Consider the following 25,989-nt stretch of genomic DNA (forward strand, 5'->3'; position numbering starts at 1 on the left):
AATCTTAACGCTATTTTTTTTATCTGTAAGAATCTTTTATTCTTGAGCCTTGGGTACGAACATGAGGTCTACCACGTCAGCGCCTTTAAACAATTTTTTTGCGAAATTCTGAATATCTTTCGGTTTTACACTATCGACGATTTTGTCGAAATTCTTCGGATCGTTGATGTTGATACCGGAGATGAAGTAGGTTGTCAACGCGTTTAACCAATAAGAATTATGTTCTTTACCTTGTTCGCGGTTTTTCTTCATTGTAGTAACCACTTTATCCAATTCTTCCTGAGTGGGTCCTTCTTTCATTAATTTGTCGATTTCCACGTAAAGAAGTGATTTCAGATGCTCTGCTTTATCCGGGTCGCAATCGAAACTCATGGTCATGCTGTAACTTTGATAAGGTTCTCTGGAAGAACCGGCATTAACGCCCACGCCATAGGTTCCTCCTTCTTTTTCACGGATATTTTCAGTATAGCGAAGATCTAAAATACCTTTCAGAATATTGTTATAGATGTTGTTTGCAACGCTATATTTCATCTCTTTGGAGTGATGGGTAATCACCGTTGTTTTCGGTGTTGTCAAGGCTATTTCGATTACTTTTTCCGTTTTGCCTTTCGGACCTCTAACCTTGTTATCTCTCCAAGTCTCTTTTCTGTTATAAGATTTAATGGAACCGATGTATTTTTCAGCCATCGTTTTTGCAATCTCCGCATCGATGTTACCCACGATGAAGAAAATGAAATCGCTGGCATCTTTGATACGGTCGCGGTAGATCTCTTCAATCTGTTCGATACTTACTCTGTCGAAGAACTCTTTGTTGACAAGTAAAGTTCTCGGATTGTAATTGCTCGTAATCAAATCTATTGAATCCTGCATTATTTTTTGCGGGTTCTTTTGCATATTGGCGATAGCCGCGTATTGTCTTTGCATAAGGGTATTGTGTACCTCTTTGTCGAAACGGGGTTTTTCAAAGCGCAGATAAATCAATTGCATCAGCGTTTCGAAATCTTTTGGAATAGAGCTACCTCCGACTGACTCGGAAAGGCTTCCTATGCTTACTTTTGAACCGGCTCGTTTTCCCGTGAGCAGCTTGCCTAAGGTAATATTGTCATAATCTCCCAGACCGTACGCTCCTACTAAGTCGGCCGTAACTTGTGCGGAAGCTAATTTATCCAAATCATACAAAGAGGTTCCTCCTTTACTATAAGAAGTGACTACAACCTGATCTTTTTCATAGTCGGCTTTGCGATAAACTACTTTCGCTCCGTTGGCTAAAGTCCACTCTTCTGCATCGAATTGCGGAAGTTTTTTAACGGAAACGATTTTGGCTCCCGGTAACTCTTCGTTAATCAAGGAGGACTCTGCTATTTGGTCTTTATACGGTTCGATATCGGATTTGTCTACTTTATCCATAACGGCTAAAGCTTCTTCTTTTGTGATATGAGTAGCTCCTTCCGACGGTCCTTGTACTACGATAACCATGTTTTGAGGTTTGATGTATTCCTGGGCAAGGGCGGAAATCTCCTCTACGGTAACGGTAGGAATAATCGTTTTCATGAAATTGTAGTAGTAGTCGAAATCTACCATAGGTTCACCTTCCAAGAAGTTTTGTTTGATTTCTTCAATATAGGATTCAGAAGAAATTTTATCCTTTTGTTTAAGAGCGGATTCCAAGCTTACCAACGTGTTGGTTTTTACTCTTTCCAACTCGCCTTCTGTAAAGCCGAATCTTTTTACTCTTTCATTTTCACGATAGATGGCTTCCAAAGCTAAGGCTTCTTCATTGGGTTTGGCTGTTGCAGACATGATATAGATACCCGTTCCTCTGACCATTCCGCTAAAACCGCTACTACCGTTGATGAAAGGAGGATTCCCTTTTTGCAGTAATTCACGGATCCGTTGGCTCAACATAGCATTATAGAAAGATTTCAACAATTCATTTCTCATGTATTGGTGATTTTTTTCTTCTTTAGGAGAGGTCGGAAATTTAATGTAAACGGCTACGGAAGATTGGGTAACTTCTTTATCGGTAGCGCATACGTAACGAATATCCTCGTGTGCGGGGACCGTGTATACTTCTCTAACAGCTGCATCTTTTACCGGCGGAATTTGAGAGAAAAGTTCGATGATTTTTTTCTCCATTCGATCCACGTCGAAATCTCCGACGACAGCTATAGCTTGTAAATCGGGTCTGTACCATTTGTGATAATAATCCCGTAACGTTTGGTATTTGAAATTTTTGATGATATCTAAATTTCCGATCACATCTCTTTCTGCGTATTTGGAACCTTCCAACAAAACAGGCATAACCTGAGCTCTGATCCGGAAACCGGGGGTTCTTCTGGTCCTCCACTCTTCGGTAATCACACCTCTTTCGCTATCGATTTCATCTCCTTCCAAAATAAGGTAGTGGGACCAGTCGTGTAATACCAGCAGACAAGTATCCATTAAGCCTTCATTGGTGGTAGGAACATCGCTGATGTTGTAAACCGTTTCATCTTGAGCCGTATAGGCGTTAATGTTACGTCCAAACTCAACACCGTGTTTTTCCAACATATTTACGATCCCTTTTCTGCCGGGGAAGTGTTTGGTTCCGTTGAATGCCATGTGTTCCAGAAAGTGGGCCAAACCATCCTGATCGTCATTTTCCAAGATCGCCCCCACGTTTTGGATGATATAAAAACTTGCTCTCTCTTTGGGTTCTGCGTTATGACGCACGTAATAAGTTAAGCCATTGGCTAATTTCCCTGTTCTGACCTGTGGGTCTAAGGGAAGCGGTGCTTTCATATCATATTGTGCGAATAAGTTTGCACTGATTAGTGATATGATGGCACACACGATTAAAAGTCTTTTTACCATACGAGTTTTTTTAATGTTTTAATGTTTGTGTTTGCAAATATAGTAAACACTGCTTCAATTGATATGAAAAGTTAACGGTTTAACGTTAATTTAGGGGGTAATTGTAAAAATAGGGAAAAATGAACCTGTTTTTCTTTATATAGCAAGATTTCTTGTTAATTATTTTTAATGTTCAACTCTGATTTTGCTAAAAGATAAGGGGATTATGTGACATTTCTTTAGAATTTCCGTATAAAGAAAAATAGATCGGAGAAAAATTATGGAATTAAAAATGGATTGGCATCGTTGGTTTTCCTGGCTTGATTTGGGAATTACGGATCCGGAGACAGCTCCTACGCTTGAAATCGTCATTCAGTTAATCGTTATCGTGATTATTGCGTGGCTTTTAACTTTTATTGCCCGGAAATGGATCGTTAAACTGATCGCCCAAATGGTTCATCGAACGAAAACGAAATGGGACGACATATTATTTCAAGAGCGTTTTTTTGAAAAATTGTTTAATTTGATTCCGCCTATTTTTATCGATTTCGCCATCCGGTTCGTATACGGGGATTGGGAAAAAATCGATACATTCCATCATTTGATCGTTGTCTGGATATTGATTGTGACGGGATTTATCATGATAACCGCAATGGATGCGGCCAATAAAATTTATGAATCTTATCCGATTGCCAGAGACCGTCCGATTAAGGTATTTATACAGGTGGCTAAGATCTTTGTTTTCTCTGCCATTTTTATTACAATTATCAGTATTTTCATCGGAGAATCTCCCCGTAATCTCTTGGTCGGATTGGGTGCTTTTGCCGCGGTACTTATGTTAATTTTCAAAGACTCCATTTTAGGGTTTGTAGCCGGAGTGCAATTATTGGCGAATCAGATGATAAGGATCGGGGATTGGATCGTGATGCCCAGTAATAATGCTGACGGAACGGTGTTGGAAATCAATCTCTATACCGTGAAAGTGCAAAACTGGGATATGACGATAACAACCATACCGACTTACCAAATGGTTTCGGCTTCTTTTACCAATTGGCGGGGAATGCAGGAGTCTGACGGTCGGCGGATTATGAGATGGGTTAATATTGACATGCATTCTGTCCATTTTTTATCGGATGATGAGATTGCCGTCTTGAGAAAATCCGAGTTTTTGAAAGGATATATAGAGAGCATTTTACCTGAAATAGATAAAGCAAATGAGGGAAAGGAGGATATACTTGACGAAAGGCGTTTAACGAATTTAGGAGTGTTTCGACATTATGCCGTATTGCGTTTGAAAGCTAATCCGGATATTAATTTGAACATGACCTATATGGTACGTCAGCTTCAGCCGACTCCGACGGGAATTCCTTTGGAGATTTATTGTTTTTCCAAGAATAAGGAATGGGTTGCTTACGAGAAGATACAATCCGATATTTTCGACCACTTGTTGGCTGTGATTCCCTATTTTAATTTGCAAGTATTCCAGTATCCGAATCGAATTTTGGTAAATGAACCGGGTGAAATGAAAAGTTAGGTTGACAAGCTGGTATAATTAGATTTTTGTACTATTTTTGGAGGCTAAAAATAGTCGAATGAAGCGTAAAAAAAATTTTTGGAATAAGCTAAAAAACAGATATAAGCTGACCATCTTCAACGAATCTACTTACGAAGAGGTTATGCATTTCCGTTTGTCCCCATTGCATGTGTTCATGGCATTGAGTACGTTAGCGGTGGTTTTGATTACGTTGACGATCATATTGATTGCTTTTACTAATTTGCGGGAATTTATTCCGGGATATCCGGATCGAGCCATGAGGCGTCAGATTACTTTGAATGCTTTACGAGTTGACTCGTTGATGGTCGAATTAAATAAAAAAGACCAATTTTTTCAATCCATCCGCATGGTTATGACGGGGGAGGACGGAGATACCACAGCCAGGGTTACAACGTCTGTAGAGAAGATTAATCATGATACCATTGTCATGGGAACTACTCCCGAAGAGAATGGTTTTAGAGAGATGATAGAGGAGAAAGAACGTTTTAATCTTTCGTTGGGACAGATCTCTTCTTCTCCAGATGATTTTTATCATTTCTTCCCGCCGTTGCAAGGGATTGTGACCAATCACTTTGATGAGGCGAAGCGTCATTTCGGTATCGATCTGGTAACGAAACAGAATACCAATGTCGCGAGCGTGTTGGACGGAGTGGTCGTTTTTGCGGATTGGACGGTGGAAACGGGTTTTGTCCTGGCTATTCAACACAGTAGTAATTTGATTTCCATTTATAAACATAATTCCGTTCTATTGAAGAGGCAGGGTGATTTTGTCCGGGCCGGAGAAGTTATTTCGATTGTCGGGAACACGGGAGAAGAGACAACGGGTTTGCATTTGCATTTGGAGTTGTGGAAGGCTGGAAAGCCGATTAATCCGGAGAATTATATTAAGTTTAAATAGATAAAAGAGAACGTTCGGGATAGAGTATGTTTCCGGCGTATGATAGATAATGATGAAAAATATTGCAGTATTAGGTTCGACAGGTTCGATTGGAACTCAGACGTTGCAGGTGATAGAGGCAAATCCCGGACGTTTTCGTGTTGAGGTGCTGACTGCCAATAATCAGGTCGAATTGTTAGCTCAACAAGCCGTTCGTTTTAAACCGAATATGGTAGTTATTGCTAACGAGGAGAAATACGGACAATTAAAGGAGTTATTGGCGGATGAAGATATAAAAGTATACGCGGGGAGCGAGGCGATAGCGCAAGTCGTGGAGAGTTCCATTATCGATACCGTTGTCACGGCTATGGTGGGGTACAGCGGTTTATTGCCTACGATCCGGGCGATAAAAGCAGGCAAGACGATAGCATTGGCCAATAAAGAGACGTTAGTCGTTGCCGGCGATTTGATTCATGACCTGGTAACGGAATATAAGGTAGCCCTATTACCCGTGGATTCGGAGCATTCTGCTATATTTCAATGTTTAACGGGCGAAATGAATAATCCTGTCGAGAAAATTTTGTTAACGGCTTCCGGGGGGCCGTTTCGGGGTAAGGATTATGAATTCTTGAAGCGGGTCACTCCGGAGCAAGCTTTGAAGCATCCGAATTGGAAGATGGGGGCTAAAGTGACGATCGAATCCGCTTCCATGATGAACAAAGGATTTGAAGCAATCGAGGCCAAGTGGTTATTTGGTTTGAAACCTTCCCAAATAGAAGTGTTGGTTCATCCGCAATCGATCGTACATTCGATGGTTCAATTTACGGACGGATGTATCAAAGCCCAATTGGGAGTGCCCGATATGCGTTTGCCTATTCAATATGCCCTAACCTATCCTGACAGGATCGTTTCTTCATTTGAACGTGTCGATTTTAGCCGGTATTCCAATTTGACATTCGAGAAACCGGATCCGGTCACTTTTCGTAATTTGGGATTGGCTTTTGAAGCCATGGAAAAAGGGGGGAACATCCCTTGTATATTGAATGCGGCGAATGAGATTGCGGTCGATGCCTTTTTGAAAGAGAAAGTCTCGTTTACTCGTATGCCCGAAATCATAGAAGAGACCATCTCCAGGGTTTGTTTTATACAGAAGCCCGATTTGCAAGATTATATAGAAACGGATAGGGAAGGACGTAAAATAGCTGTGGATATTATTGAAAAATAGAGTTATACGGAGGATTTGTCGGGAAAATGTAGGAAATTAGACAGATGAAATTATTGAAGCTAAAATTTTAAAATTGAAATATGGAGATAGTTGTAAAGGTAGTACAGTTTATATTGAGTCTTTCCATTTTAGTCTTGTTACATGAATTCGGACATTTTACAATGGCGAAGATCTTTAAGACCAGAGTCGAAAAATTTTATATCTTTTTTAATCCGTGGTTTTCGCTGTTTAAATTTAAGAAGGGAGATACTGAATACGGAATGGGGTGGTTGCCTTTAGGCGGATATGTGAAAATTTCCGGAATGATAGATGAATCCATGGATATTGCCCAGATGAAAGAACCTCCTAAGCCTTATGAATTTAGGGCTAAACCGGCATGGCAGCGTTTGTTGATTATGCTGGGAGGAGTTTTGGTTAATTTTATTTTGGCCTTCTTTATTTATATCATGATTTTATTTGCTTGGGGAGAGAAATATTTGCCGGCAGAGAATGTGAAATACGGGGTTGTTTGTGATAGCTTATTCACGAATGTGGGAGTGCAAACCGGCGACATTGTTATCTCCTTGGATAATCAGAAATTAGAACGTTTTTCCGATATTATTCCGACCATCTTATTGGAGAGTCCCCAAACGATGCAGGTGCTTCGAAACGGACAATTAGTAAATATTGATTTGCCTTCATCGTTAGTGAAAAATTTACTGACATACTCCTCCAAGGGATTCGCGCATAAAATGCTGATAGAACCCCGTTATCCTTATTCGGGGGAGATTGTTGGTTTTGCTAAAGAATCTCCTGCAAAAAACGCGGGTATTACAGAGAGTGACCGTTTTTTGAAATTAAATGGAAAAACGTTTGCTTTTTACGACGAATATACGAAAATCATCCGTTCACATAAAAATGACACCTTACGGGCAGAAATTTTAAGGGGTGCGGATACATTAACCGTGGCTATACCTGTGGGAGCCGACGGGATAATAGGAGTTGGAGTTAAAATAGATCCGGCTTTTGATTATGCCGTGAAGTATTACTCTTTTTTTGAAGCTATTCCGGCGGGCATCCATATGGGGATCGATCAAATCAGTTCCTATTTGAAGCAGTTTAAATTGTTTAAAAATCCGGAGGCGTTGAAATCCGTAGGAGGCTTCTTATCTATCGGTAATATATTCCCGGGATATTGGGATTGGCAAGCTTTTTGGAGCTTAACGGCTTTATTATCTATAATTTTAGGGGTGATGAACTTATTGCCGATTCCGGCATTGGACGGTGGCCACGTGGTGTTCTTGTTGTATGAGGTTATTACCCGGAGAAAACCGAATGAGAAATTTTTGGAGAATGCGCAAATAGCAGGAATGATTTTTTTGTTGTTACTGCTTGTATTGGCCAATACGAATGATATACTCAAGTTATTTCATTAAGACATGCTTTTATGGGTAAAACGGTTGAGCAGTTCAGGGAATACAGGGCAAAAATGAATGAAAAGATTTTAGCCGCCGACAACAGAGTGATTAAACGGATTTACAATCTGGATACGAATACTTATAGGGATGGGGCTCTTTCTGCCACGGTGAAAGAGATGTTGGGTCTGGCCACTTCTATGGTATTACGTTGTGATGATTGTATTAAATATCATCTGGAGCGTTGTCATGAATTAAAGGTAACCACGGAACAATTGTTCGAGATTTTTGCCGTGGCGGATCTTGTAGGAGGTACTATTGTTATTCCTCATATGAGACGTGCGCTTGAATATTGGGAAGAATTGGGAGAATACGTTTCCGAGAACTCCGGGGAAAGGTAGAGGTTCGGTGCAGGTAGATATTTTCGGATAAAACGATAAAAGATGCGTAAAATAGTAGCAGGAGTTTTGATATTGCTGTTCGTTCTTAAAACGGGTTACGGACAGGTAAAGGAAGAACGTTATCGAATTGTATTTTATAATGTTGAAAATTTGTTTGACGTTAAGGACGACCCTAATACATCAGATGATGATTTTACTCCCCATGGAAAACAACATTGGGGAAAGGAGCGTTACCATTCAAAGATACGGCATATTTCGGAAGTTTTGAGTGCGACCGGAGAGGGGGAATTGCCTGTTTTTATCGGGTTGGCGGAAGTAGAAAATCGGGAAGTGCTGGAAGATTTGATTGGTAAAACGGTTCTGGCTGATGGCGGGTATGGTATTGTACATGCGGATTCTCCTGATCCGAGAGGGATAGATGTGGCTTTTTTATATCGTAAGCCGTATTGTCAATTGTTGAAAGCCTGTTTTTTTCCGGTATTTTTGGAGGGAGAGGGTCATACGAGAGATGTTTTATACTGCAAAGGAGTGATCGGAAAAATAGATACGCTTCATTTTTTTGTGGCTCATTTTCCTTCGATGAGAGGGGGTGAGAGTCAGAGTGAATGGAAACGTGTTCGTGCCGCTAAGGTCATTCGTCAACGAGTAGATTCCATTCAGGCCGAAAACCCGAGAGCTGCGATCGTTATAATGGGAGATCTTAACGGTAAGGCCAATACTATTGCACAGAAAGCTATGAAAACGAAAAATTCTGATACCCGTAAAATAAAGGATAAAGGATTGTATAATACCGGGTATTATTTGTTGTGGGAGAATCACGGGAGTTATCGGTACAAGGGCGTATGGCAGACCATCGATCATTTGATCCTGTCCGGGGTTTTACTCAATGGCAAGTTCCCTTTGCAAGCTTCTCGACATTTGACGGTGGGAACATTCGGTTTTTTGTTTGAAGAAGATAAAAAATATTACGGGGTGAAGCCGAAACCTACCTATAGGGGCCCCTATTACGTGGGTGGATATAGCGATCATTTACCGATTTATATCGATTTGAAAAAATAAATTTTTATATTCAATACTTTCGTTTATTTTTGCAGCGTAAAAATTCATAAACAAGATATGGACGATTATCATCAACAGTATTAATCAGGACGGGGGTTCCGTTAACCTCTGTTCATAAATTGAAGGAGGATTAACTATGAGAACATTCCTAATGGGTAATGTTGGGTTCGAAGAAAAGAAAGCGTGGGAACCTAAGTGTTGGATTAATGTTGTTTCACCGACGGAAGAAGACATTCGTTTTCTTACCGATAAAATGGGGGTTCCCCAGTCATTTTTCGGAGATATAGAAGATATCGATGAGCGTTCTCGTTTGGAGATAGAAGATGAGTGGATACTCATGATTTTACGTATTCCGTATAAGGTGGACGAAAGTATTCCTTTTATTACAGTTCCTTTGGGTTTTATTATAAAAGATGATGTCATTATTACGGTGTGTCATTATAAAACGGAGATGATACCTGATTTTATTCAATATGCCGACCGTAAGGGGGTTGAGGTAAAACAACCTTGGGATTTGGTATTTCGTTTGTTTTTATCTTCTTCCGTTTGGTATTTGAAATACCTGAAGCAAATAAACAATCAAATGCACGCGGCTGAGATCGAGTTGGAAAAATCAATTCGTAACGAAGAGTTACAACGCTTGTTAAAAATTGAAAAATCATTAGTCTTTTTTATAACATCTTTAAGAGGAAACGATAACCTGTTGATCAAAGTGAAAAATTTAAGAAGCCAGCGTAAATATTTTGATGAAGATTTGGTTGAGGATGTTGAAATCGAGCAGCGGCAGGCACAGGATTCAGCCCGTATATATAGTGATATTCTGAGCGGTACGATGGATGCGTATGCTTCCGTTATCTCTAATAATTTGAATATCGTAATGAAACGATTGACCTCTATTTCTATTATTTTAATGCTTCCGACGTTAATAGCCAGTTTATACGGGATGAATGTACCTAATTCTCTGGAGAATAACCCGTATGGTTTTTTGATCGTGCTTGTCGTATCTCTCCTGTTTTCGGCGATCGGATTTATTGTATTTAAATGGAGGAATTGGTTTTGATACGGGAGAGTTAAAATATAAAAGGGGTTTAACAAGAACCCCCCTTTTATATTTTAACATACTCTTAACGGATTGTAAATAAACTTTTGGCCATTTTTGATGTCCATAAGGTGAATCAAGGGATGGTGTAGGAAGTGTGAAAGCGGAGAAACTATATACATGCAGACATAATGGAAAACTAAATATGAATAAAAGGGTAAAAAGAGTTTTGCAGATAGGAATACCGGTTGTAATAGTACTCCTTATTTTAGTTCCTCGTTTAAATGATTCTTTCACTAAACGGCAAAGAAGCGGACAGGGCCGACGGGGGATGTCACAGGGTATTTTGCCTGTAAGCGGATGTGTCGCCGGATTGTCGATGTCTAATAATGGAATCATGGCTAACGGGACTTTATTACCTAACGAGGAGGTTGAATTGGTTTCTGAAACGGCCGGGAAGGTAGACAAAATTTATTTTAATGACGGGGACCATGTAAAGAAGGGAAAACTTCTTTTAAAAGTGGATGATTCGGATTTGAAGGCTCAGTTGGAGCGTGCCGAATTTGAAAAGAAGTTATTGGAAGACAAGCTGGAACGTCAGCGTATATTACTGAAGCGGGAATCTGTCAGTTATGAATCGTTTCAACAAATGGAAACCGAATACAATATGCTTTTGGCCGATATCGAGTTGTTGAAAGTAAAAATTGCCAGAACGGAGATTCGTGCTCCTTTTGACGGAAAGATGGGATTTCGTTACGTGAGTGAAGGGAGTTATGTACAGCCGAGTACGAGGGTTTCCAGTCTGGTGGATAATTCTGTATTGAAAATCGAATTTTCAATTCCCGAAAAATATATAAATGTTCCTTTAATCGGGAAAAAGATCAAGTTTAGGACCGAAGGGATAGAAAAAGATATTATAGCGGAAATATATGCTGTCGATCCTCAGGCCGATATCCAGACTCATATGATTACCCTGAGAGCTCGCTATCGGAATACGGCGAATTTGGTGGCCGGAATGTTTGTAAAAGGGGAGTTGATGACGGAAAGCAATCGGACATTTATGATGATTCCCAGTGAGGCCGTTGTTCCGGAGATGAATGGAAAACGCCTGTGGGTGGTGAAAGAAGGGAAAGCCCTGAGTGTACCGGTGGAAACGGAGAGTCGGGATTCCCGTTATGTAGAGGTTATTTCCGGTATTCAACCCGGAGATACGGTACTTACGGGCGGACTGATGCAATTACAGAATGGTATGCGAGTAAGTGTTTCTCTTGCCAAAGAGACAAGTGGGGAATAAGATGGAGGATAGCAATTTATATCTGGTGATGGAATTTTGATATTATTAGGGTTAAAAATCTAAAAATAAAAATGGAATGAGTCTTTCTTCGACCTGTATAAAACGTCCGGTATTTGCCACGGTGATGAATCTGATTTTAGTAATTGTGGGGGGAATCGGACTTTCTTATTTAGGTGTACGTGACTATCCCAGTGTCGATCCCCCGGTTATTTCGGTATCGACTTCTTTCGTGGGTGCTAATGCCGATGTTATCGAAACGCAGATTACGGAGCCTTTGGAAGCGGCTATCAACGGTATTCAGGGAATTCGTTCTTTGAGTAGTACGAGTCGTGACGGTCAGAGCCGGATTACGATAGAGTTTGAGTTGGAGGTAGATTTGGAAACGGCTGCTAATGATGTACGGGATAAGGTATCCGGAACCTTAAGACGTTTACCGCAAGATATAGATCCCCCGACGGTTTATAAGGCAGATGCTGACGCACAGCCTATATTCGGAGTTTCTTTACGTAGCGATAAACGCTCTTTGATTGATTTGAGCGGATACGCCGAGCGTTATTATAAAGAGCGTTTGCAGACCATTCCGGGGGTAAGTAGTGTGGAAATATGGGGTGAGAAACGTTATTCGGTTCGTTTGCGAATGAATCCTTCTTTGTTGGCAGCCCGCAAACTGACTCCGATGGATGTGAAAGCGGCTATTGAAAATGAAAATATAGAGTTGCCCTCCGGTCGGGTGGAAGGTGATAATACGGAATTAACCATCCGGACGTTAGGACGGTTGATGTCTATCGAAGATTTTAATAATTTGGTGATTTCCAGGGATGGGGATAAATTGGTTCGTTTCCGGGATATCGGTGTGGCCGAAGTGGATGCCGAGAATGTGCGTAGTATATTGAAGCGCAACAGGGTTCCGATGGTTATCTGTGCGTTGATTCCTCAACCGGGAGCGAATTACATCGATATTGCGGATAGGGCATACCAAGTTATGGATGATTTGCAGAGGGATTTACCTGAGGATATTGAAGCCGGAATAGCCTATGATAATACTGTTTTTATTCGTGATTCCATTAATGAGGTAGAGGATACGATTCTTGAAGCTTTTGTTTTGGTCGTGTTGATTATTTTTCTGTTCCTGCGTAACTGGAGAACGACCTTGATCCCGGTATTGGCAATTCCCATTTCGCTGATTGCGGCTTTTTTCATTATGTATATGGCCGGTTTTTCCATTAATATATTGACGTTATTAGCCGTGGTTTTGGCCATTGGTTTGGTCGTGGATGATGCGATTGTTGTGATGGAGAATATCTTTACGAAAATAGAGCAGGGAATGACACCTTTAGAGGCCGGTTTTAAAGGATCCAACGAGATTTTCTTTGCTGTTATAGCGACAACGGTCGTGTTGGTAGCCGTATTTTTCCCTATTGTCTTTTTGGAGGGAACTACCGGAAGATTGTTCCGGGAATTTAGCGTGGTTATCGCGGGTGCGGTAATCGTTTCTTCTTTTGTCGCCTTGACCTTTACTCCGATGATTTCGACGAAGTTATTGACGAAGGATGCGACTAAAAATTGGTTTTATCGAAAAACGGAGCCCTTCTTTGAAGGGATGAATCGTGTGTATCGCCGTTGGTTAGAGCGTTTTCTTCAGGTACGTTATTGGGCATTGATTATCATCGGTATCTCCGGAATTGCTATTTATCTTTTATGGTTGGCCATTCCATCGGAAATGGCTCCTTTGGAGGATCGTTCCAATATTCGTATTTCATCGACGGCGCCGGAAGGGGCTACTTTTGAATATACGAATCGTTATTCTCAAGAACTTTCAGCTTTTATCGAAGAGACTGTACCCGAGCAGGATAAGTTGATAGAGTTCGTGGGGGGAGGACAGACCAATCGCTCCAGTTTGAATTTATGGTTAGTGAGTCCGGATGATCGAACCCGGACGCAACAAGAAATCGCTGATGAATTGGCTGTAAGCGTGCGTCAATTTACTGGAGCCCGTACATTGGTTTCCCAACAACAGACTTTTGGAGGACGCCGAGGAGGACTTCCGATTGAGTATGTCATTCAGGCTAAAAATCTGGATGATCTGAAATCGATCTTGCCGAAATTCATGGAGGAGGTAAATAAAAGCCCTCTGTTTTCCGCATCAGACTTAAACTTGAAGTTTACTAAACCGGAGTTGACTATTAACATCGATAGGGATAAGGCTGCGGCCATGGGGGTGACCGTGCAAAATATCGCTCAAACATTGCAGTTGACGATGAGTGAACAACGGGTAGGGTACTATATTATGAACGGAAAACAATACCAGATATTAAGCCAGCTGGAGCGGGAGGACCGAAATAAACCTTCCGATCTGAAAGGAATTTATGTCCGGAATCAGGAAGGAAATTTGATTTCTATGGATAATTTGATCTCTATGCGGGAGAGTTCTATGCCCCCTCAGCTATATCGTTACGATCGTTTTGTTTCCGCAACGGTTTCCGCGGGTTTGTCCAAAGGCGTAACTATTTCGCAAGGATTGAAGGAGATGGATCGGATTGCTGACGAGGTATTGAATGATGATTTTAAAACGACTCTTTCCGGTAATTCAAAAGATTTTGTGGAAAGTTCTTCCAGTTTAATGTTCGCCTTTTTGTTGGCCTTATTGTTTATATATCTGGTCTTATCCGCTCAGTTTGAAAGTTTCAGGGATCCCTTGATTATTATGTTGACCGTTCCTTTGGCATTGATCGGAGCTATGGTTTCCTTGTGGTATTTCGGACAGACCATGAATATTTTTAGTCAGATCGGAATTATTATGTTAGTCGGATTGGTTTCGAAGAACGGTATTTTGATCGTGGAGTTTGCCAATCAACGGAAAGCTGCCGGATTGTCTATGTCAGAGGCTATTCGAGAGGCATCGGTTTCCCGGCTGCGTCCGATCCTGATGACGAGTCTGTCTACTGTTTTGGGTATTTTGCCAATGGCTATCGCAACGGGAGCCGGATCGGAGAGTCGTGTTGCTATGGGAATCGCTGTCGTCGGCGGGATGGTTTGTTCCACTTTACTGACGTTGTTTGTTATTCCCGCTATCTATACCTATTTTTCTTCTCAAAGAGTAAGAATTATAGAGGAGATAAAGGAGTAAAAAGGACTTAAAAAGAGAAAACTATGAGAAGAGAGGTGTTATATCAATCCGCATTATGGAAAACATTCGGTATGCTTATTTTTTTTCTGGGTTTTGAATTTAACGGATTTGCCCAACAGAGAATAACTCTCCCGGAATGTATTAATCAAGCGTTGGAGTCAAATTATGCTATAAAGATAATTCGCAACGAGGCCTCCATGGCTAAGAATAGTGTGGATTATTCTTATTTTTTACCCAGTTTGGCTATTGATGCCAGACAGAATCAGACGCGCAACGATGTGAAGACGGAGAGTAATGCGGGAGAGATCAGTAAATTATCTGACGTGAAAACCGATAATTATTCGGCCGGAGTGGCCTTGAACTGGCGTTTGTTCGATGGATTGGAAATGTTTACTACTCATGAACGTTATAAAGAGTTGGAGTCCAGAGGGGAATTATCCGTAAAAATGGCGGTGGAGAATTTGATCGTGGAGGTAAGTGCCGCTTATTACGATGTGTTGGTACAGCAACATCGATTAAAAGCGGCTAAGCATTCGTTGAATCTGTCAAAAGAACGTTACGATGAAGCGCGTGTTCGCCATCAGATCGGTAATATGGCTGGTTTAGAGTCTCAACAAGCAAAAATCGATTTGAATTCGGATAGTTCTGCTTTCGTGCAACAGAAAGAGATGGTGAAAAGTGCTTATATCAATTTAAATAAATTGATGAATGTCGATTTACAGAAAGTGGCCTATGTGCAGGATACGATATTATTGGACCTGCCATTGGAAATGGCGACTTTGGAGAAAAACACGTTGGTGCGCAATACGGCTTTGTTAATCGCTAAAAAGGAACAGAAAATATCCGCATTGGATTTGAAAAATGCAAGAGCCGTTCTATTCCCGACATTGGATTTTAGTTCCGGATATAATTATAACAAAACGGATGCTCCGGCTTCCAATACGAAACTGAACCGGACAAACGGGTTTTATTGGGGATTTTCCGTGAATATTCCGGTATTCGGTCGCATGCAAAATCGGACAAAAATCAGAAATGCCCGTTTGGAACAAGAGAATAGTGAGTTATCCTATAAAGAGGTAGAAAAAGAGACATTAGGTGATTTGGCGTTACTGTATAACACCTATGAAAATAATTTGCTGATGGTTGGCTTTGAACGGGAGAGTGCGGATGTTGCCGAAAAAAATTTGGATGCCGCGTTGGAGAAGTATAAATTAGGATCCCTCTCCGGTATTGAATTTCGTGAATTTCAGCGAAGTTATTTGGATGCGGTGGATAGAATGTTGTTAGCTCTTTATCAAGCTAAAGTTTCGGAACTGTCCCTATTATTGATTAGTGGAGGTATTTGAAATTGTGGATTGAGGGAAGACAGGAGAGTTACTGTAAAACAAAAGACGGTTTGTGAATAGGTTTCGCAAACCGTCTTTTGAATGTATATAATCAATTTTTAGCAAATCTCATTCAATTTATCTGCCATCGCGTAGGCGATTTGACGACATTGTTCGAAATCTTCTTCTTTGGGTGCACCACAAGCTTCAACGGAAGGTACTACCACTTCCCATTTGATTTTTTCGGCAAATTGATTGAAACGAGGCATGGCTCCTCCCGCCCAAGCTTTACCTCCGAAAAAGGCTACAACATGATTTTTAACACCCATATGTTCCAATTCGTTTAAAAAGGTCTCCATGGTGGGGAAGATGCCTCCGTTGTAGGCACAGCTACCCAAGATCACGCCTTTGTAACGGAAGATATCGTTAATCATATAAGAAGGATGGGTTTTGGACGTATCGTGAATTCGTATTTTTTTAATACCTTTTTCAGTCAAAAAGCGGGCAATCATATCGGCCATCTTTTCCGTATTTCCATACATGGAGCTAAAAGCGATGACTACTCCTTTGTCTGTTTCGTATTTACTCCATTTATCGTATTTCGCGACGATATCGGCGATATGGGAACGTCGGATGGGGCCATGTGTGGCACAAATCATCCGTATGGGAAGTCCTCCTAATTTCTTTAGTGCCTGTTGTGCCGGTTGTCCGTATTTTCCCACGATATTCGAATAGTAACGGCTGATCTCTTCTTCCAAATAATCCAAATCCACTTCATCGTCGAAAACTCCTCCGTCCAATGTGCCGAAAGCACCGAAAATATCACCGCTGAACAGAATGCCTTCCGTGGATTCGAAGGTGACCATGGTTTCCGGCCAGTGAAGCATGGGAGCCATATAAAAATTCAATTTATGTTTTCCCAGATCCAACGAATCTCCTTCTTTTACTTCCAGCAGGTTATCGTATACACCGTAAAAATTTTTCAACATGGGAAAAGTTTTCGAGTTGCCGATCACTGTTACGTCGGGATAATGACATAGTAAAGCTTTGATTGCTCCCGTGTGATCGGGTTCCATGTGATTTACAATCAGATAATCGACTTTACGTCCGTTCAACAGTTGTTCGATGTTCTCCACGTAATCCTCCATTTTGCTTCTTTCAATGGTATCGATCAGGGCTACTTTTTCATCGATAATGAGATAAGAGTTATAGGCTACACCTTTGGGAAGAGGCCAATAATTTTCAAATATATGAGTTCTTCTGTCGTTAACACCTACCCAATAAATGTCCTTTTTTATTTCTACTGCTTGATTCATATCGATTAAGTTTTTAATTAAACGTTTCAATTCTTCGCAAAATTATAAAAAAAAGACTGTCTTCTCGGAGGAAGGACAGCCTTTTTTTAATTTAGTTTCTCTATCAGGAAATAGAGAAAATTTATTTAAGACCTAATTTCTTTTTGATCTCTTTAGGTATTGCATTCTTGTGAATGAGGATATTCATCGTTTTTAATTGCATGAAAGGATAAGAAACATAGAAATAACCTCCGAATTTGTTATATTTATTCCATGAGTTTTTCACGATGAAATAGGGAGTTCCGTTTTGGTCTTTAGCTTTTCCGATAATTTGCATGCCGTGATCGTCGGTTGTTTGGTAGTTATCGAACTCGCGTTGTCTCATTTCCTGGGTAATCTGTTTCTCGGGAGCCGGACCACTTTTGAAAGCGTCCGGATTTTGTTGTTTTTTCGGCATAGCCTCCCATTTGGCGATTTCAGCCCCGCTCATCTCTTTGGTATCAGTTGTCGGAACCACGGCAACACCCGGATTTACAGTAGCAAATCCTTTTTCGCTAACATCGGCGCCCCAGGCAAAAGTATAACCTTTATCGATGGCTTTGTCCATTACTTCCATGAACTCATCGAGAGGTAAGTTGTATGATTCTCCCCATAACCAGTTATCCGGAACCTCAATTGCAAACGAGGTGTAGAAAGGGTGATGCGTGAAAGAGGTTAAACTGACATAGTCGTCCATATTTAGACCTACAACTTCGTCTGCGAATGTCCTGGGGGTGTATTCTTTTCCTTTGTATTGGAATTTTTCAGGTTCGGCTCCTAAATAAGCGTCTAAAATGCCTTCATATCCTTTTTTCCAAGCCGTACTTAGTTTCTTATTTTGGTTTGTGATAACCGCTTCCACGTAAGCTTTTAAAACGGCGTCGATTTCACCGAAAGCATGATTGGATTCTCCGTACTCCAAACCTTCGTATACTTCTAAAGGAACAATACCGTAATTTTTAATCGTATGCACAACATCTCCGAATGAACCGCCTACACCGAAATTCAAAAAACCATGAAGGCGTACGTATTTGTCTGCTTTATCGCTATAGGCATGTCTTACCGAATACATGGCGGAAAGATTAACCGAATCTTTGCCCATACGCATCATTTCCGATTCGAAAAATGCAGTTGCTGACCAGGACCAGCAGGTTCCTGCACGACTTTGATCTTTCACCGAGAGTGTCGGTAATCTGACAATTTCCGTGAAAATATAACCTTCCGGTTTTTGCTTTTCTTCTTTTTCTTTTACTTGGGCGTTGGCAAATAGAGAGAGCCCAAAGATACAAATAAACAGTAACGAACTGATCTTCTTCATTTTAATGTGATTTGTGTGAATAATGATATGTTATTAATTCTATTTCCGTTCAGACTGTCGCCAAAGATAAAAAATTGCTTGTTCAAAACGGAAGATCAAAATTAAATTCAGTGTTTTTTAAGAAAAAAATAACATTTAAATTTTTTTCCATATATTGATTTTCGGGAAAAAACGATACTTGTTGTCGCAAATCCAGATGAAGAGTATACCGCCTATTAAAATAATGATCGGATCCCAATAGGAGGAAGTCGGATTTAAATCTTTAAATAGAGCATGTGTTTGTAGAGCTGCCGAATCATGCGTTACGAGTATGGATGCGAGAGCGTTGTTGGCAAAATGAAGGCCAAGTGCCAATTCGATACCGTCGTCTTTTACGGCAATATAACCTAAAATAAGTCCCATGAGGATATATTGTGACATGGCGTTGAAGTAGCCGAAGCGTTCGACTTCCGGATTGCTCGAATGTAATAAACCGAAAATAATGCCGGTCATCAGAATGGCGATCCACCTGTACTTGAAGAGTAAGGCAAAACCTTGCATGAGATATCCTCTGAATATAAACTCTTCAAAAGCAACTTGAAAAGGAATTAAGGTGATGACAATTACACACATGATGATAAAAGGAAGCGGTTCGAACTGGAAAAGCAGTTCAGACTTGTCACTCAGAAGGTATTGCGAAAGCAGGGAGAGAAGTGTTATGATCCCCCAAATCCCGGCTCCAAACAGAAAGCGATGGATATCGAAACGGTTTCGGCCCGTGAGAATATCTACGGACTTTTTTTGATGGATGAATCTTATACAGATCAATAAGGTGATTACTCCCACGGCGAAAGGAAATAATACTAAGGCTAATCCCGGGTTCGTGTTAGGGACAAGGAAGCTACTGCTTTGCAGGATAGAACCCGTATTCATATAAGTGCTGTAAAGCAGGACGGGAATGGAGGCTATTTGTATGGCTATAAACGTAATGGCCAGGGTGAGGACGTATCTGTACCATTGGTTTTCTCCTTTAGTTGCTTTTTCTAAAAACATAACTGATGTTTGAATGGTTACTAAAATCGTTCTCCTACAGAACGGAGTAATTGTTCCAAGCTGTACTCGTCGGCAATCAGTACTTGTCTGGCCTTGCTTCCTTCGTATGGTCCCACGATACCTGCCGCTTCCAACTGGTCTATGATTCTTCCGGCCCGGTTATAGCCTATCGAGAAACGTCTTTGAATGGAGGAAGTTGAACCTTGTTGAGTATTTACGACCATTCGTGCCGCCTCTTCGAATAGCGGATCTTTGATACCGAGATCGGTTTCTGAACTAAATCCGTTTTCCGTATCCGATTGGTATTCAGGCAACATATAGGCAGACGGGTAGGCCTGTTGGTCCGCAATGAAATGGGTAACGGCATCGACTTCGGGAGTATCCACAAATGCACATTGTACGCGGACCATATCTCCGTCGGCGGAGATGAGCATATCGCCTCTTCCTATCAGTTGATTGGCTCCCGGGGAATCTAATATGGTACGGGAGTCGATCATGGAGGCGACTTTGAAAGCGATCCGAGCCGGGAAATTGGCTTTGATGACGCCGGTGATGATGTTGGTGGACGGTCGTTGAGTGGCGATAATCATATGAATTCCAACGGCACGGGCAAGTTGTGCGATTCGGGCAATGGGTTGTTCAACCTCTTTGCCGGCAGTCATGATAAGATCCGCAAACTCATCTACAACCACTACGATATATGGAAGATACCTATGGCCGTTGTTCGGGTTTAACTGACGTTTGATGAATTTCTCGTTGTATTCTTTGATGTTTCGCACCTGCGCCATTTTCAATAAATCATAACGGCTATCCATTTCGATACAGAGTGAATTCAAGGTAGCGACCACTTTACTTGTCTCCGTAATAATCGCATCTTCTTCTTCCGGTAATTTGGCTAAAAAATGTTTTTCTATAATGGAATAGATACTTAATTCTACTTTCTTAGGGTCAACCATCACGAATTTCAACTGGGACGGATGCTTTTTGTATAATAGAGAGGTAATGATTGCGTTTAGACCTACGGATTTTCCTTGTCCTGTTGCTCCGGCTACTAATAGATGAGGCATTTTGGCCAGATCAAAGGTATAAGGTTCATTGGAGATCGTTCTGCCCAGTGCAATCGGAAGGGCGTATTTGGATTCCTGGAATGCTTTGGAGGCGATAATTCCTCGCATGGAGACGATTTCCGGATTCTGGTTCGGTACTTCAATGCCAATGGTGCCGGCTCCCGGAATAGGGGCGATGATACGGATACCCAAGGCTGCCAAGCTTAATGCGATGTCGTCTTCCAGGTTCTTAATCCGGGCTATCTTAACTCCCGGGGCTGGGACTATTTCATATAGAGTAACAGTCGGACCGATTGTCGCTTTTATTTTGGTGATTTCAATCTTATAATATCGTAATGTTTCGACGATGGTGTTTTTATTTGCTTCTAATTCTTCTGCCGTTACCTTGGGATTTCCTGACGAATGTTCTGCCAATAACTCTAACGTGGGATAGCGATAATTAGAGAGATCCAATGTGGGGTCGTAGTCTTCGTCGGGTCGTAAGTTCCTGTTTAACTGCTCTTCCAGCTTATCTGCGATTATAGTGAGCTCAATGTCTTTACCTGAATCTCCTGTTATAGTTTGTTCGTCGGATTCTGCTTCGATCCTTTTCTCAAAAGGTTCATCCTCTTTTTTTATGTTTATCTCAAAATCGGGTTGGTCTAAATCTTGAAAAGTAGGGGTATCTGGAGTATCGAATTGATGTTCGAATATACTGTTTTCTTCCTCTTCTTCCTGAGGAAATGTTTCCCCGCAAACAGATTCTTTCTCCCTTTCTTCCTCCTCTATCCTCATTGCCTCTGTTTCGGCTTCTTCTCGAATTTTTTCTTCTCTTTCAGCTTGTAGATGCGCTTGTTTTTCCTTACGCTCTCGTCTGCGGATAAAATAATTTTTTACTATGGCGACACATTTATTAAAGGCATTTTCGAATCCGAAAAAGAGAATAACGGAAAAAGAGATTAACAGTAAAAATAAAGTTCCCACTTTTCCGACCAGTGAGTTTAACCAATTGCTGATAAAATAGCCGTGTGTCCCTCCGGGAAAAACATAACCTGTTGGGATAAAATTAAAAAGATATCCGAAGAACAGAGAACACCAGATGATAAGAATAAACCCGATCAATAGTTTTCTCGAGAACCTATAAATAGAGCGTCCCATTACCTGCAGACCTCCGATAAAGAATAGATAACAGAATATAAAAGAGGATATTCCAAACCATTGGTTGATGAAAATATCAGAGAGTATAGCACCTACTTTGCCAGCAGGATTGCCTGCTTCTATTTCGGAATTAGTGATTAATTCCATCGAATTCTTGTCGACTAAACTCTGGTCAATTCCTCCTGTGAAAAAGAACCCGACAAATGAAAGCAGAAGATATACAGATAATAAAATCAGGATTAATCCCATAATTACACGTGTTCTTGGGTCTTGTAGTATATGTGGTTTGTGCCAACTGCTTGATTTCGTACTCTTTTTCTGATTGATTCTTGTTATCATGTGCTTGAAATTTGTAGCAGGCAAAGTTACAATTTATATGGGAGAGTTACAAAGTAAGGATAAATTTCCGATAAAATTTTAAAGGAAGATTTTTTTATAATATACTGACATTACGTCCCGATATAGGGGGGATTGTATACGGTTTTGTGAAACTACAAAATCATAGGTTAAGTTATATTAATTAAGAAATTCTTAGTAAACGATTGGCAGGGATATTGTTAATATTGTGAGAAGTAAAATGAAAAGTTGAGTTAAATCAAAAGATAAGGATATGGCAATTACAAAATCATTACTAAACCTCGGATTAGGTATGGCAGGAGGATGTATTGCATTCTTCGTTACAGGTACTTTACAAAAGGAACCGGTAAAATCCGCTCAGCCCTTGGAGGTCGTTTCTCCGGCTGCGGCTCGTCCGGTAACCATGGTAAACGGTAGTGCGATTAATGTACCTGCCGGAAATGTGGACTTAAGGGATGCTGCCAAAAAGACAGTTCCTGCCGTAGTCCATGTCAAAACGATACAGATGGGAAGGGAGATAGTGGGGAATCCTTTGTTGGAATTTTTTTACGGTAGAGCACCTCAGGTGAGGGAAGTTCCGCAACGTATGGGATTTGGCTCGGGGGTTATAGTTTCAGAGGACGGATATATCGTAACTAATAATCATGTGATCGACGGGAGTGATGATATTACGGTCGTTTTGAACAATAAGAAAGAGTATAAGGCAAAAGTTATCGGGAAAGATGCAAATACGGATATTGCTTTATTGAAGATAGAAGAACATGGATTATCCTATTTGGAATATGGTAATTCAGATGATGTCGAATTGGGTGAATGGGTGTTGGCTGTCGGAAATCCGTATAATTTGACTTCGACCGTGACGGCCGGAATTATTAGTGCGAAAGCGCGTGATTTGGGCATGGATAGAAGAAAAATGAATTTAAGTTCTTTTCTGCAAACGGATGCGGCTGTGAATCCCGGTAATAGTGGGGGGGCTTTGGTAAATGCCAAAGGGGAGCTGATAGGAATCAATACGGCTATAGAATCGCCTACGGGATCTTATTCCGGTTATGCTTTTGCGGTTCCGGCGAATATTGCTCGTAAGGTAGTCGGAGACTTGAAAAATTTTGGAACCGTGCAACGGGCCGTTTTAGGTATTCGCATGAACGAGGTAACGGCAGAATTAGCTAAAGAATTAAATCTAAAAGATGTAGGAGGAATATATGTCATAGAGGTACTTGCTAATGGAGCAGCAGCAAAGGCTGGTATAAAGGAAGGGGATATTATTAAAGAGATCAATGGTATAGAGGTTAATACTGTTTCTGCATTCCATGGCCAACTGGGGAAATACCATCCGGGAACAACGGTAAATGTAAGTGTTGAACGGAAGGGAAAGAGAAGAAATATGGATGTACTTTTGCAAAATATGTATGGAGACACGGCATTGGTGGATATGAAGGATGACGGCATTTTAGGCGCGGTGGTTGAGCCCTTGTCCAAAGAGGAGAGGTATCGTTATGGAATCAATAAAGGGGTGAAAATTACCGAATTGAAAAACGGACATTTTAAAGGTATCGGTTTGCAAAAAGGGTATATTATTGTAAAGATTAATAACCATTGGATATATGATAAAGACGATCTGGTGAAGGCATTGAAGATAGCAGAGAATGAAGGGGTTTTGATTACCGCTATTTCTCCGAGGGGGCGGATCGAATATTTTGCATTGTCGTTACAGGATTAAAAAAAGTTAATAAACCAAAGGTGGCGATTTTAACATATTGGTATATGGATAAAATGTTCTACCTTTGCCACATATTTCGGGGAGAATATAAAAACAATTATGAGACAGCTAAAGATAACAAAATCTATAACAAACAGGGAAAGTGCATCTCTCGATAAGTATTTGCAGGAGATTGGTAAGGAGGATTTGATTACCGTGGAGGAGGAGGTCGAGTTAGCTCAGCGAATTCGGAAAGGAGATCAAAGGGCTTTGGAGAAGTTGACGAGGGCAAATTTACGTTTTGTTGTTTCTGTAGCGAAGCAATACCAGAATCAAGGATTAAGTTTACCGGACTTAATCAACGAGGGGAATTTGGGGTTGATTAAAGCTGCTGAAAAGTTTGACGAAACCAGGGGATTTAAATTTATTTCTTATGCCGTATGGTGGATTCGTCAATCTATTTTGCAAGCTTTAGCTGAACAGTCGCGTATCGTGCGATTGCCTTTGAACCAAGTCGGTTCATTAAATAAGATCAACAAAGCTTTTTCTCGTTTCGAGCAAGAACATGAACGTCGTCCTTCTCCTGAAGAGTTGGCGGATACGTTAGATTTGCCGGCCGAGAAAGTGGCGGATACGTTAAGAGTATCCGGACGTCATATCTCGGTAGATGCACCTTTTGTGGAAGGTGAGGATAATAGTCTGCTGGATGTATTGATCAACGATGATTCGCCAGTAGCGGATAAGACTTTGATCAACGAATCTTTGTCTACGGAGGTCGAGCGTGCTTTGTCTACCTTGACTGAAAGGGAACGGGATATTATTCGCCTCTTCTTCGGGATCAATTGTCAGGAGATGACCTTGGAGGAGATCGGTGAGAAATTTGGCTTAACACGCGAACGGGTTCGTCAAATCAAAGAAAAAGCGATAAGACGTTTGCGTCATTCGTCGCGAAGTAAATTGTTAAAAACATATTTAGGATAATAGAATAAAGCGCCTCGAAGAGGCGCTTTATTCTTTACGGGAGAGTCGCTATCTGATGTTATATTGATGTTTTTCAAAGTATTCCCGTAACTTTCGTAAAGCCGCGTATTTAAGTGTTTTAATGGTATTAACGGAAGCCCCAAGAAGTTCTGCAATCTCTTTATTTTCATAGCCGGATAATACCAGACGCATGATTCTTGCCATTTGTCGGGGAAGTTGGTTGATAGCATGAAGTAAAATCTGATTGGTCTCTTCCTCGATCAGCATATTTAGGATATGCGGGTCCTCGCTTTCTTCATTGATGATTTTATCGTATCGTTTTGTTTCCCTTTGACAGCTTCGAAGGTAATTTAGTGATTCATTCCGGATCATGATAAAAAGAAAATTTTCAATCGAGTTTAAGTTTTGATGTTCTTTTCTATTTTCCCAGAATTTAATGATCACTTCTTGAGCGATATCTTGGGCGATATCAGGAGAATTGACATAGTGAAGTGCTGATGTACAGAGTGTTGTATAGTATTTGCGGATAAAAACTTCAAGTTTTAAAACTTCTCCCATATCTCATTAAACCTTCGTTTGTTGATAGTACACAATATTCCTGCTGATATGATTAATCATGTCATATATCTCTCATTATCAGTTTATTTAAAAATACGTGTTATCGATTTTATCCCTTCGTTTTTGCGTTTCAACAAACGAAGGTTAATTTATATCGAATATGCAAGTATAGAAATAATTTTCGAGAAAAGCCATTTTAAAATCATCCAAAAATGATTTTAATGGCGTATTTTACAAGAAAATATGATTATTTGTGTTATCGTTTATTTTTACTTTTGAAATAAGTTTAAACCCAGTAAGTTTTTTTCGTTTTATGATTTTTGCATGTCGAATCATTTGCAATAGGAGAATGGGTCGATTTTCAATTGTTTTTCTATT

The 25,989-nt window shown here is 40.6% G+C and carries 18 protein-coding genes; 12 read left to right on the forward strand and 6 right to left on the reverse strand.

What is annotated here, in order from left to right; genetic code table 11:
- Positions 1–36 precede the first annotated feature (36 nt).
- Complete coding sequence (locus PGR74_RS07360; RefSeq protein WP_041505377.1) at positions 37–2,853, reverse strand: M16 family metallopeptidase; 2,817 nt, start codon at positions 2,851–2,853, stop codon at positions 37–39.
- Positions 2,854–3,112: 259 nt separating this feature from the next.
- Here PGR74_RS07360 and PGR74_RS07365 point away from each other — a divergent pair, with 259 nt between their 5' ends.
- The 10 genes from PGR74_RS07365 to PGR74_RS07410 all read left to right on the forward strand — a co-directional run bounded on the left by PGR74_RS07365 (position 3,113) and on the right by PGR74_RS07410 (position 16,149).
- Positions 3,113–4,366 carry a mechanosensitive ion channel family protein gene (locus tag PGR74_RS07365; RefSeq protein ID WP_041502609.1) on the forward strand — a complete coding sequence of 418 codons (1,254 nt, stop codon included), beginning with the start codon at positions 3,113–3,115 and terminating at the stop codon, positions 4,364–4,366.
- Positions 4,367–4,424: 58 nt separating this feature from the next.
- Entirely contained in the window at positions 4,425–5,285 is an 861-nt protein-coding gene (locus PGR74_RS07370) for a M23 family metallopeptidase (protein WP_041502610.1), read from the forward strand.
- 52 nt (positions 5,286–5,337) lie between these two features.
- Positions 5,338–6,489 carry a 1-deoxy-D-xylulose-5-phosphate reductoisomerase gene (locus tag PGR74_RS07375; RefSeq protein WP_270516901.1) on the forward strand — a complete coding sequence of 384 codons (1,152 nt, stop codon included), beginning with the start codon at positions 5,338–5,340 and terminating at the stop codon, positions 6,487–6,489.
- Positions 6,490–6,569: 80 nt separating this feature from the next.
- On the forward strand, positions 6,570–7,904 hold the full coding sequence (gene rseP / locus PGR74_RS07380) for an RIP metalloprotease RseP (protein WP_041502612.1): 1,335 nt from the start codon (positions 6,570–6,572) through the stop codon (positions 7,902–7,904).
- A gap of 11 nt (positions 7,905–7,915) precedes the next feature.
- A complete protein-coding gene (locus PGR74_RS07385; RefSeq protein ID WP_041505378.1) occupies positions 7,916–8,284 on the forward strand; it encodes a carboxymuconolactone decarboxylase family protein in 369 nt (122 codons plus the stop codon).
- 42 nt (positions 8,285–8,326) lie between these two features.
- On the forward strand, positions 8,327–9,343 hold the full coding sequence (locus tag PGR74_RS07390; protein WP_052649423.1) for an endonuclease/exonuclease/phosphatase family protein: 1,017 nt from the start codon (positions 8,327–8,329) through the stop codon (positions 9,341–9,343).
- A gap of 136 nt (positions 9,344–9,479) precedes the next feature.
- Complete coding sequence (locus tag PGR74_RS07395; RefSeq protein WP_041502614.1) at positions 9,480–10,403, forward strand: magnesium transporter CorA family protein; 924 nt, start codon at positions 9,480–9,482, stop codon at positions 10,401–10,403.
- 184 nt (positions 10,404–10,587) lie between these two features.
- Positions 10,588–11,676 carry an efflux RND transporter periplasmic adaptor subunit gene (locus PGR74_RS07400; RefSeq protein ID WP_041502615.1) on the forward strand — a complete coding sequence of 363 codons (1,089 nt, stop codon included), beginning with the start codon at positions 10,588–10,590 and terminating at the stop codon, positions 11,674–11,676.
- Between the two features lie 76 nt (positions 11,677–11,752).
- Positions 11,753–14,803, forward strand: coding sequence for an efflux RND transporter permease subunit (locus PGR74_RS07405; RefSeq protein WP_041502616.1), 3,051 nt, complete (start codon positions 11,753–11,755; stop codon positions 14,801–14,803).
- A gap of 23 nt (positions 14,804–14,826) precedes the next feature.
- Complete coding sequence (locus PGR74_RS07410) at positions 14,827–16,149, forward strand: TolC family protein (protein WP_041502617.1); 1,323 nt, start codon at positions 14,827–14,829, stop codon at positions 16,147–16,149.
- Positions 16,150–16,247: 98 nt separating this feature from the next.
- On the opposite strand, the gene PGR74_RS07415 is transcribed toward PGR74_RS07410, so the two are convergent.
- From PGR74_RS07415 to PGR74_RS07430, 4 genes are all read right to left on the reverse strand, one after another.
- Positions 16,248–17,444: an FprA family A-type flavoprotein gene (locus tag PGR74_RS07415; RefSeq protein ID WP_041505379.1), complete on the reverse strand. Its 1,197-nt coding sequence runs from the start codon at positions 17,442–17,444 to the stop codon at positions 16,248–16,250.
- A 121-nt stretch (positions 17,445–17,565) separates the two neighbouring features.
- Positions 17,566–18,780 (reverse strand): aminopeptidase C, encoded by a 1,215-nt coding sequence (locus tag PGR74_RS07420; protein WP_041502619.1) that lies wholly within the window; start codon positions 18,778–18,780, stop codon positions 17,566–17,568.
- A 135-nt stretch (positions 18,781–18,915) separates the two neighbouring features.
- Complete coding sequence (locus PGR74_RS07425; RefSeq protein ID WP_041505380.1) at positions 18,916–19,812, reverse strand: CPBP family intramembrane glutamic endopeptidase; 897 nt, start codon at positions 19,810–19,812, stop codon at positions 18,916–18,918.
- 20 nt (positions 19,813–19,832) lie between these two features.
- A complete protein-coding gene (locus tag PGR74_RS07430; RefSeq protein WP_041502621.1) occupies positions 19,833–22,355 on the reverse strand; it encodes an FtsK/SpoIIIE family DNA translocase in 2,523 nt (840 codons plus the stop codon).
- A 271-nt stretch (positions 22,356–22,626) separates the two neighbouring features.
- Here PGR74_RS07430 and PGR74_RS07435 point away from each other — a divergent pair, with 271 nt between their 5' ends.
- Together PGR74_RS07435 and PGR74_RS07440 are read left to right on the forward strand one after the other, a co-directional pair.
- Positions 22,627–24,093, forward strand: coding sequence for a Do family serine endopeptidase (locus PGR74_RS07435; RefSeq protein WP_041502622.1), 1,467 nt, complete (start codon positions 22,627–22,629; stop codon positions 24,091–24,093).
- Positions 24,094–24,192: 99 nt separating this feature from the next.
- A complete protein-coding gene (locus PGR74_RS07440; RefSeq protein ID WP_041502623.1) occupies positions 24,193–25,053 on the forward strand; it encodes a sigma-70 family RNA polymerase sigma factor in 861 nt (286 codons plus the stop codon).
- Positions 25,054–25,101: 48 nt separating this feature from the next.
- Here PGR74_RS07440 and PGR74_RS07445 read toward each other — a convergent pair whose 3' ends face one another.
- The gene (locus tag PGR74_RS07445; protein WP_041505381.1) at positions 25,102–25,611 is read right to left on the reverse strand and encodes a sigma-70 family RNA polymerase sigma factor; all 510 of its coding nucleotides are present in this window, start codon (positions 25,609–25,611) and stop codon (positions 25,102–25,104) included.
- Positions 25,612–25,989 lie beyond the last annotated feature (378 nt).

Source organism: Sanguibacteroides sp. AM78-02pH3A (genome assembly GCF_027666085.1).
Lineage (GTDB): Bacteria > Bacteroidota > Bacteroidia > Bacteroidales > Marinifilaceae > Gabonibacter > Gabonibacter massiliensis.